Raw genomic sequence first — 8,660 nt, forward strand, 5'->3', positions numbered from 1 at the left:
CTCGTGGGCGGCGAGCAGGCCGGGGACGGCGGGGCGGAGCGGAGAGGGCCAGGTGACGCGCTCGCCGGGGCAGTCGTCGCCCGGGAGGAGGGCGAGCTGGCGGGGGGCGCCGATCAGGACCTCGGCGGTCCGCAGGACACGGCGGGAGTTGTCGGGGAGCCCGTCCCAGCCGTCCGCGCCGATTCCGACGACCGCTATCGCACCGTTCACGTCGGCGACTCTACGTGAGGGCCGTTTTCCGGCGGTACGTGGCGGGCCCCACTCGGGCGTCGCCCGATACCCGCCCGGGCGCTCACCCGGGGCTGCCCGGGACCCGCCCGGGGCCTGCCCGGTCCGCTCGGGCGGCGCCTACTTCTGGGCGTTCTGCCCCACGTAAAACAGGATCCAGACGAAGCCGGCGAACGCGTGCGTCGCGAAGACGTAGACGAAGACGCGGAGCATCACTCCGCGTTCCTTCCAGCGCTCCAGATCGGTCATGCGCTCCAGGGTACGGGCCGGAATAGACGGAGGGGTGGCACCGTTGAGCGGGATAGTTTAAGCTTCAACCACTAGCCGCGAGGCACCAGGAACGCGAGAGGTGAGCACGATGCAGTTCGGGATCTTCACCGTCGGCGACGTGACGACCGACCCCACCACCGGCCGCACCCCCACCGAGCACGAGCGGATCAAGAACACCGTCGCCATCGCGCTCAAGGCCGAGGAGGTCGGGCTCGACGTCTTCGCGACCGGCGAGCACCACAACCCGCCGTTCGTGCCCTCCTCCCCCACCACCCTCCTCGGGCACATCGCCGCCCGCACGGAGAACCTGATCCTCTCCACCTCCACCACGCTGATCACCACCAACGACCCGGTGAAGATCGCCGAGGACTACGCGACCCTCCAGCACCTCGCCGACGGCCGCGTGGACCTGATGATGGGCCGCGGCAACACCGGCCCCGTCTACCCGTGGTTCGGCCAGGACATCCGGCAGGGCATCCCGCTCGCCATCGAGCACTACGCCCTCCTCCACAAGCTGTGGAGGGAGGACGTGGTCGACTGGGAGGGCAAGTTCCGCAGCGCCCTCCAGGGCTTCACCTCCACCCCGCGTCCGCTCGACGACGTCCCGCCGTTCGTCTGGCACGGCTCCATCCGCTCCCCCGAGATCGCCGAGCAGGCGGCCTACTACGGCGACGGGTTCTTCGCGAACCACATCTTCTGGCCCAAGCAGCACACCGAGAAGATGGTCCGTCTCTACCGCCAGCGGTACGCCCACTACGGCCACGGCACCCCCGAGCAGGCGATCGTCGGTCTCGGCGGCCAGGTGTTCATGCGCAGGAACTCGCAGGACGCCGTAAGGGAGTTCCGCCCGTACTTCGACAACGCGCCGGTCTACGGCCACGGCCCGTCCCTGGAGGAGTTCTCCCGGGAGACCCCGCTGACCGTCGGCTCGCCGCAGGAGGTCATCGAGCGCACCCTCTCCTTCCGCGACTACGTGGGCGACTACCAGCGCCAGCTGTTCCTGGTCGACCACGCCGGACTGCCCCTCAAGACGGTCCTGGAGCAGCTCGACATCCTCGGCGAGGAGGTCGTGCCGGTGCTGCGCAAGGAGTTCGCCAACCTGCGCCCGGCCGGCGTCCCCGACACGGCGCCGCTCCACCCCGCCGTCCTCAAGACCCGTACCGAGAAGGAGTCGTAAGCCATGCAGACCCTGAAGCTGGTCGCGGTCTCCGCCGGCCTCAGCTCCCCGTCCTCCACCCGGCTGCTCACCGACCGCCTCCTGCAGGCCGCGCGGTACCGGCTGGCCGAGCAGGAGTACGCCGTCGACGTCCAGGTCGTCGAACTGCGCGACCTGGCCGTCGACATCGCGAACAACTTCGTCACCGGCTTCCCGTCCGGAAGGCTCCAGGAGGCGATCGACGCGGTGACCGGCGCCGACGGCGTCATCGCGGTGACCCCCGTCTTCACCGCCTCGTACAGCGGTCTGTTCAAGTCGTTCTTCGACCTGGTCGACCCGGCCGCGCTGACCGGCACCCCGGTCCTCATCGGGGCGACCGGCGGCACCCCCCGGCACTCGCTCGTCCTCGACCACGCCCTGCGGCCGCTCTTCGCCTATCTGCGGGCCCACGTCGTCCCGACCGCCGTCTACGCGGCGTCGGAGGACTGGGGCACCGGCGGCGACGAGGCCTCCCCGACGGGATGGGGGGAGGGGCTGCCGACCCGGATCACCCGGGCCGGGAACGAGTTCGCGGACACGGTCGCCGCCCGGCCGTCCCGGCGGCTCGACGACGACGAGGTCGTCCCGTTCGAGAAGCAGTTGGCCGATCTGCGGCTGGACTGATCCTTTGGTTACGTTGTGGGGGGGTTCCCGACAACGGACGGAGGTCGGCGATGGCCGGCAGGATCGTGGTGGGCGTGGACGGCTCGGAACCGTCCCTGAAGGCGCTGCGGTGGGCGGCCGGGCAGGCCGCCCTCACCGGGGACTCCCTCCAGGCGGTCATCGCATGGGAGTACCCGGCGTCCTGGTCCGCGGCGCCCGGGGTACCGCCGGACTTCAACCCCGAGCAGCTCGCCGAGCAGGCCCTGGTCGAGTCCCTCGCCGAGGCGCTCGACCCGGCCGTCGCCGCCCGCGTGACCCGTACGGTCGTCAGCGGCAACCCGGCCCAGGCCCTGATCGACCAGGCCGGGGGCGCCTCCCTGCTGGTCGTCGGCGACCGCGGCCACAGCGGCTTCAAGGCGGCGGTGCTGGGCTCCGTCTCCAGCAGGGTGACTCAGCACGCCCCGTGCCCGGTGGTGGTCGTACGGGGCACGGGGGACTGACCGGGCGTCCTCAGGCGGGCACCACGTCGGCCACCACGCACGCCACGTTGTCCGGGCCGCCCAGCTCCCGCGCCAGCGCGACCAGGGCCTCCGCCGCCTCGTCCGGACCGACGCCTTCGGCGAGCGCGCGGCGGACGTCCTCGGCCGGCGCGACCGCCGAAAGCCCGTCCGTGCACAGCAGATAGCGGTCGCCCGGCCGCGTCTCGTGCACTCCGAGCTCCGGCTCGGGCGGCACGTCCCCGCCGTCCAGGGCCTTCAGGAGCAGGGCCCGGTCGGGGCGGTCCGCCGCCTCGGCCGGGTCCAGTTCGCCCGCGTCGACGAGGGCCTGGACCACGGTGTGGTCGCGGGTGAGGCGTACGAGCGCGCCGTCCCGCAGCAGGTACGCCCGCGAGTCGCCCACGTGCGCGAGGGCCAGGCGGCCGCCCGTCCACACGGCCGCGGTCAGGGTCGTGCCCGAATCGGCCAGCCCGGAGACCGCGCCGTCGGCCGTGCGCACCGCGTCCTCCAGGGCGTTGAGCACGTCCCCGGCGCGCGCCGAGGGCGCCGGTGGCGGTACGGCCTCCAGTGCTCCGACGGCGGCCAGCGCGGCCCGCTCGCCCTCGGGGCCGTACCCGTCGGCGACGGCCAGCAGGTGCGGGCCCGCGTGGGCCGCGTCCTGCTGGGCGGCGCGGACCAGGCCGCGGTCGAGACGCACGGCGGTCCGCAGGACGAAGGCGGGCCGTCCGGCCGTCCGGGGGGCCGCCCCGGCGTTCGTCGCGGCCCTCGCGGTGCTCACCTCGCCGGCCGTCCCGTCGGTCGTCCCGTCGGACATCGCGCCGGTCGTCCCGTCGGTCATCTCGTGTGTCATCTCGGTGGGTCCTTTCAGCCGGTCCACCAGGGAGGCAGCCAGGTCCCGCCGCGCCGCGGTCTCCGACTCGACCCGCGCCCAGTAGCCGCGGATCGCGCGGGCCGCGCCCGCCGCGTCCGCCGCGTACAGCGCGCAGACCCGTCCCACCTCGGCGAGCGGCATGCCGATCCGCCGCAGCCAGACGATCAGCCGGGCCCGTTCGAGTTGTTCCACGGCGTAGTAGCGGTAGCCGGTGAACGGGTCGACGCGGGCGGGCGGCAGCAGGCCGAGCTCGTCGTAGCGGCGCAGCGCCTTGGCGGAGAGCCGGGACGCGCGGGCGAAGTCCCCGATGGTCAGCATCGGCCCGGACACGGGCACCGGCATGGGTTCTTCGTCGCGCACGGCTCGATTCTCCTCCCTGTGCCGGGCCTTCCGCCCGGCACGCCCGATGCTGGGCCTTCCCCGCGGGGGAAGGTCAACCGCGAGGCGGCGCACGCCGTGCGCCGGTCCGCCTCCCGGCGCATGATGCCCTCATGGACATCAAGCTGGAACTGGTCGCCGTCCCCGTCACCGATGTCGACCGCGCCAAGGCCTTCTACGAGCAGGTCGGCTTCCACGCCGACCACGACGTGCCCGTCGACGACGACATCCGGTTCGTGCAGATGACCCCGCCGGGCTCGGCCTGTTCGATCGCCTTCGGCAAGGGCCTCACCGAGATGGCCCCGGGCTCCCTCGACAACATGCAGGTCGTCGTCACCGACATCGAGGAGGCCCATCGCGAACTCACCTCGCGCGGGATCCCGGTCAGCGACATCTCCGACCTGCCGTGGGGTTCGTTCGTCTTCTTCGCCGACCCGGACGGCAACCGCTGGGCGGTCCAGCAGACCACCCCGCGCGGGAAGTAGCGGCCCGTCACCTGCGGTTGTAGAGCCGCATGGTGATCGCACCGAAGACGAGCACGAGCACCGCCGACCACCCGAGCGACCAGGCGATGTCGGCGGCGGGCCAGTTGCCCGCCATCAGTTCGCGTACGGCCGTCGCCAGATGGGTCACCGGGCTGTTGTTGACGAATGCCTGGAGCCAGCCCGGCATCGTCTTCGGGTCGACGAAGACGTTCGACAGGAACGTCAGCGGGAAGATCACCATCATCGAGACGCCCATGACGGACTTCTCGCTGCGCAGCAGCAGACCGAACATGGTCCAGATCCACGAGAACGCGAACGCGAAGATCACGAGCAGCAGGACCCCGAGCAGCACGCCCACGATCCCGCCGTCCGGCCGGTAGCCGATGATCATGCCGACGGTCAGCATCACGGCCGAGGCGATCAGATAGCGGACGACGTCGCCGAGGAGGTAGCCGACCATCGGCGCCGGCCGCCAGATCGGCAGGGTGCGGAAGCGGTCGAAGACGCCCTTCTCGATGTCGGTGTTGACCGAGACCCCCGTGTACATCGTGATCATCACGACGCTCATCACGAGGATGCCGGGCAGCAGGAACTGGATGTACGACGAGACGGAGCCGGCCAGCGCGCCTCCGAAGAGGTACGTGTACATCAGCACCATCATGATCGGGAACGCCGTCACGTCGAACAGCTGTTCCGGCACGTGCTTGATCTTCAGCATGGCCCGCCAGCCGAAGGTCATCGAGGCGGAGAGCGCGCTGGGGCGCGGCGGGCGGGAGTGGCCCACGAGCAGCGCCGCGAGTTCGTCGGCCTTCGGAGCGACGAAGTCGAGCGTGTCGGTCGTCCGGGTGTCCTTGCCGGTGGTGACGGTCATGCCGTCGTTCCTTTCCTGTCCGTCAGTGCCAGGAAGACCTCGTCGAGGCTGGGCTGGCCCAGCGCGAAGTTGTCGACGGTGATCCCGGCCCGCGTCAGCTCCGCCAGTGCCCGCGCCGCCTGCTCGGCGGCGCCGAGGTCCGTCCCGTGGCCGTTGACGGTGGCGGTGAGAGCGACCGGGTCGGCGTCCAGCTGGACGGTGGCGTTCAGGGCGCCCACGATGACCCGCTCGGCCTCGGGCCGCTGCTCGGGGTCCCGGAGGCGTACGTGCACGGAACCGGAGCCGACGGAGGCCTTCAGCTCGCCCTTCGTACCCTCCGCGATCACCTTGCCGTGGTCGATGACGGCGATCCGGGAGGCCAGCTGGTCGGCCTCGTCCAGGTACTGGGTGGTCAGCAGGACGGTGGTGCCCTGGGCGACCACCGCGCGGACGATGTCCCAGACCTGGTTGCGGCTGCGCGGGTCGAGGCCGGTGGTCGGCTCGTCGAGGAACAGCAGGTCGGGGGTGTTGAGGATGGACGCGGCGATGTCGATACGGCGCCGCATGCCGCCCGAGTAGTTCTTGACCTGCTTGTCGGCGGCCTCCGCGAGCCCGAACGCGGCGAGCAGCTGCGCGGAGCGCTCGCGGGCGGCGGGCCGGGTGTGGCCGAGCAGCCGACCGAGCAGGACGAGGTTCTCGGTGCCGGTCAGGTCCTCGTCCACGGAGGCGTACTGCCCGGTGAGGCTCACCCGGCCCCGCACGGTGTCGGCGTCCTTGACGACGTCCTTGCCGAAGACGCGGGCCCGGCCGCCGTCGGGGCGGAGCAGGGTGGCGAGCATCTTGACGGCGGTGGTCTTGCCGGCGCCGTTCGGCCCGAGGACCCCGTACACGGTCCCGGCGGGCACGCGGAGGTCGATGCCGTCGACGGCGCGGTTGCTGCCGAAGACCTTGACCAGGCCCTCGGTCTCGATGGCGAGGTCGGTCATACCGTGGATCCTCCAGGAGAAGAGGGCGCGGAGCAGCCGCGCGCGGAAGCGAGCGCTCCTCCCAGTCTCCGTCGGCCGCCGCGTGATCGCCAGAGCGGCGGAGACGGGCCTTCCCCGGCCGGCGTCCCGGTCCGCCCGTCTCCCGGAGGATCGCGTCTCCCCCGCCCGGCGGAGGCGGAACGGTCTCCGGGGCGACGGCCGGGGGCGGGGTCCGGCGGGACGCTGATCCCATGATGAGAATCAAGGCCCTTCCCGACGTGCCCCGTTGGGCCGTCCTCGCCGCCCACGCCGTTCCGCTCGTCACCCTTCCATCAGGGCTGTGGCGGCTCGCGCTCGTCGCCGGGCTGCCGGTCACCCGGGACGCCGGCCGGGGGGCCGGCATGAGCGCGGGGGAGTCCGTGTACGTCGTCTCCCTCAGCGTCGTGTCCGAGCTGCTCGCCTTCCTCACCCTGGGGCTCGTCCGCTCCTGGGGCGAGGTCTTCCCGCGCTGGATGCCGTTCCTCGGCGGGCGCCGGGTGAACCCGGCCGCCGCGACCGGCGCGGCCCTGGCCGGGGTGGCGGGGCTGTGCGCGATCGCCGCCTGGGGCGTGTACGCCTCGTACGCGGACCTGGGGCCCGGCATCCCCACCGCACCGGCGCAGGAGGCCCTGCTGGTCGCCTGTTACGCGCCGCTCCTGGCCTGGCCGGTGCTGCTCGCCGCCGTGGCGGTCGCCTACCACCGGCGCCGCCGCGGCGAGGAGCGTGGGGGCGGGAATCGTCAGTACGGCGCGGGCCGCCCGGCGGCGTCCTCGTGGGTGTAGAAGAGGTAGTACGCGGCGGCGGCGGTGACCGCGCCGAACGCCATTCCGAGCCCGCTCGACGACAGGATGCTGGCGTCGGACAGGCTGAAGAGGAAGCCGACGGCGATGCCCGAGAAGGCACCCCAGGCGGCGGCCCGCACCTCGCGGGGCAGGACGTGGCCGTGGCGCCGGAGCAGGTGGATCCCCGCGGCGAGGACGATGGCCGAGATGAGGCCGAGCCACAGCTGCCCCAGGGTGAGGGGGCCGCCGTCGCGCGCGATGGTGGGCGCCCAGAGGCCGTACAGGACGCCGAGGGTGACCGGTACTCCCCAGCCGTGGGTACTGAACTGGCGCCCGACGGGTACCGCTGCGTGTGCGGCCATGGCAGGAGCTCCTTCGTCTCTCGCCCCCCTGCTGCTTCCCGCACCCTCAAGGGCACACCCGCGCCCGGCGCCCCGCAAGTGGATCAGGCGGCGGGCCGGGCGGCGGCGCCGGGCGGCGTCTCAGGCGGAGGGGCGTACGGCGACCGCGTCGATCTCGAAGAGCATGCCCGGCAGGGCGAGCGCCGCGACGCCGCTGAGGGTCTGGGCCGGGAGCCGCTCGCCGAAGTGGGCGTGCAGACCCTTGCCGAGGGCCTCCAGCTTGGCCATGTCGTGGTCGACGACGTACGAGCCGAGGCGGACGACGTGCTCCGGGCCGAGGCCGACGCCTTCGAGGGCGAGCCGCAGGTTGGTGAGGGAGAGCTCGACCTGGGCGGCGAAGTCGCCGGGGACGGGCGAGCCGGTCGCGTCGGAGGCGTACTGGCCGGCGATGAAGACGAGTTCGCCGGGCGCGGACACGGCGTGGCTGTAGCCGAAGGGGGTCGGGTCGTGAAGGGTGCCGGGGTTGGTGATGACCCGCTGGTCCGCGGAGGTCCGGGCGGTGGTGGAGGGCTCGGTGGTCATGAGTGATCGTTCCTTCCGGAGAGCACGGCCACGGGGAACGCGGCCAGGGTGAGTGCGGCGCCCGCGAGGAGCGCCGCGTCGAGGGAGTACGCGTCGACCAGGAGCCCGCCGAGGAGGGCGCCGAGCGCGATCGCGAGGCAGAAGACGCTGACGTTGAGGCCGGTGGCCGTCTCGACGTCGTCGGGCGCGGCGGCCATGAACCAGGACTGGAGCGCGACCGAGACCCCGCCGTAGGCGAGTCCCCAGAGGAGCAGCAGCCCGGCCCCGGCTACCGCCGAGCCGCCGATGAGGAAGACGGCGAGGAGGACGGTGCCGAGCGCCGCGGCGACGACCGCGAGCGTACGGTCCGGGGAGCGGGCGGCCCGGGAGCCGACGAGGAAGTTCCCGGCGACGCCCGCGACGCCGTAGCCGAGGAGCAGGGCGCCGAGGAGGGATCCGGGGATCCCGGAGTGGTCGGTGAGCAGCGGGCGGACGAAGGAGTACGCGAGGAAGTGACCGGTGACGAGGGCGAGGGTGAGCAGCAGCCCGGCCCCCACGCGCCGGTTGCGGCGGGGGAGGGCGAGGAGGGCGGCCG

General features: G+C 72.7%; 12 protein-coding genes and 1 pseudogene. 5 read left to right on the top strand and 8 right to left on the bottom strand.

Annotated features, from left to right (window positions below):
* Positions 1-210 (bottom strand): annotated as a pseudogene (locus AOK00_RS22180) (cobalamin biosynthesis bifunctional protein CbiET); the annotation flags it as partial.
* Between the two features lie 138 nt (positions 211-348).
* Positions 349-477, bottom strand: a complete 129-nt coding sequence (locus AOK00_RS40520; protein ID WP_229312591.1) for a DUF6126 family protein — start codon at positions 475-477, stop codon at positions 349-351.
* A 109-nt stretch (positions 478-586) separates the two neighbouring features.
* Between AOK00_RS40520 and AOK00_RS22185 the strand changes: the two genes are divergently transcribed.
* Genes AOK00_RS22185 through AOK00_RS22195 form a run of 3 tightly spaced genes read left to right on the top strand, consistent with a single transcriptional unit; the run spans position 587 to position 2,796 of the window.
* Positions 587-1,675 (top strand): LLM class flavin-dependent oxidoreductase, encoded by a 1,089-nt coding sequence (locus AOK00_RS22185; protein ID WP_055602060.1) that lies wholly within the window; start codon positions 587-589, stop codon positions 1,673-1,675.
* Positions 1,676-1,678: 3 nt separating this feature from the next.
* A complete protein-coding gene (locus AOK00_RS22190; RefSeq protein ID WP_055602051.1) occupies positions 1,679-2,317 on the top strand; it encodes an FMN reductase in 639 nt (212 codons plus the stop codon).
* A gap of 50 nt (positions 2,318-2,367) precedes the next feature.
* Positions 2,368-2,796 (top strand): universal stress protein, encoded by a 429-nt coding sequence (locus AOK00_RS22195; RefSeq protein WP_055602052.1) that lies wholly within the window; start codon positions 2,368-2,370, stop codon positions 2,794-2,796.
* Between the two features lie 10 nt (positions 2,797-2,806).
* Here AOK00_RS22195 and AOK00_RS22200 read toward each other — a convergent pair whose 3' ends face one another.
* Positions 2,807-3,982 carry a MerR family transcriptional regulator gene (locus AOK00_RS22200; RefSeq protein WP_055602061.1) on the bottom strand — a complete coding sequence of 392 codons (1,176 nt, stop codon included), beginning with the start codon at positions 3,980-3,982 and terminating at the stop codon, positions 2,807-2,809.
* A 173-nt stretch (positions 3,983-4,155) separates the two neighbouring features.
* On the opposite strand from AOK00_RS22200, the gene AOK00_RS22205 reads away from it, so the two are divergent.
* Positions 4,156-4,527, top strand: a complete 372-nt coding sequence (locus AOK00_RS22205; protein ID WP_055602053.1) for a VOC family protein — start codon at positions 4,156-4,158, stop codon at positions 4,525-4,527.
* A gap of 7 nt (positions 4,528-4,534) precedes the next feature.
* Here AOK00_RS22205 and AOK00_RS22210 read toward each other — a convergent pair whose 3' ends face one another.
* Together AOK00_RS22210 and AOK00_RS22215 are read right to left on the bottom strand one after the other, a co-directional pair.
* The gene (locus tag AOK00_RS22210) at positions 4,535-5,398 is read right to left on the bottom strand and encodes an ABC transporter permease (protein WP_055602054.1); all 864 of its coding nucleotides are present in this window, start codon (positions 5,396-5,398) and stop codon (positions 4,535-4,537) included.
* On the bottom strand, positions 5,395-6,363 hold the full coding sequence (locus AOK00_RS22215) for an ATP-binding cassette domain-containing protein (protein ID WP_055602055.1): 969 nt from the start codon (positions 6,361-6,363) through the stop codon (positions 5,395-5,397). Before AOK00_RS22215 ends, AOK00_RS22210 begins: the two co-directional genes overlap by 4 nt.
* A gap of 230 nt (positions 6,364-6,593) precedes the next feature.
* On the opposite strand from AOK00_RS22215, the gene AOK00_RS22220 reads away from it, so the two are divergent.
* Entirely contained in the window at positions 6,594-7,163 is a 570-nt protein-coding gene (locus AOK00_RS22220; RefSeq protein WP_055602056.1) for a hypothetical protein, read from the top strand.
* On the opposite strand, the gene AOK00_RS22225 is transcribed toward AOK00_RS22220, so the two are convergent.
* The 3 genes from AOK00_RS22225 to AOK00_RS22235 all read right to left on the bottom strand — a co-directional run.
* Positions 7,121-7,525: a hypothetical protein gene (locus tag AOK00_RS22225; RefSeq protein ID WP_055602057.1), complete on the bottom strand. Its 405-nt coding sequence runs from the start codon at positions 7,523-7,525 to the stop codon at positions 7,121-7,123. The two genes, AOK00_RS22220 and AOK00_RS22225, sit on opposite strands and share 43 nt — an antisense overlap.
* A gap of 120 nt (positions 7,526-7,645) precedes the next feature.
* Positions 7,646-8,086, bottom strand: a complete 441-nt coding sequence (locus tag AOK00_RS22230) for a RidA family protein (protein WP_055602058.1) — start codon at positions 8,084-8,086, stop codon at positions 7,646-7,648.
* Positions 8,083-8,660, bottom strand: a 578-nt coding sequence (locus tag AOK00_RS22235; RefSeq protein WP_159041823.1) for an MFS transporter, incomplete at its 5' end; no start/stop codon positions are given. The genes AOK00_RS22235 and AOK00_RS22230, both read right to left, overlap by 4 nt.

The organism is Streptomyces aureus (assembly GCF_001418135.1).
GTDB lineage: Bacteria > Actinomycetota > Actinomycetes > Streptomycetales > Streptomycetaceae > Streptomyces > Streptomyces aureus_A.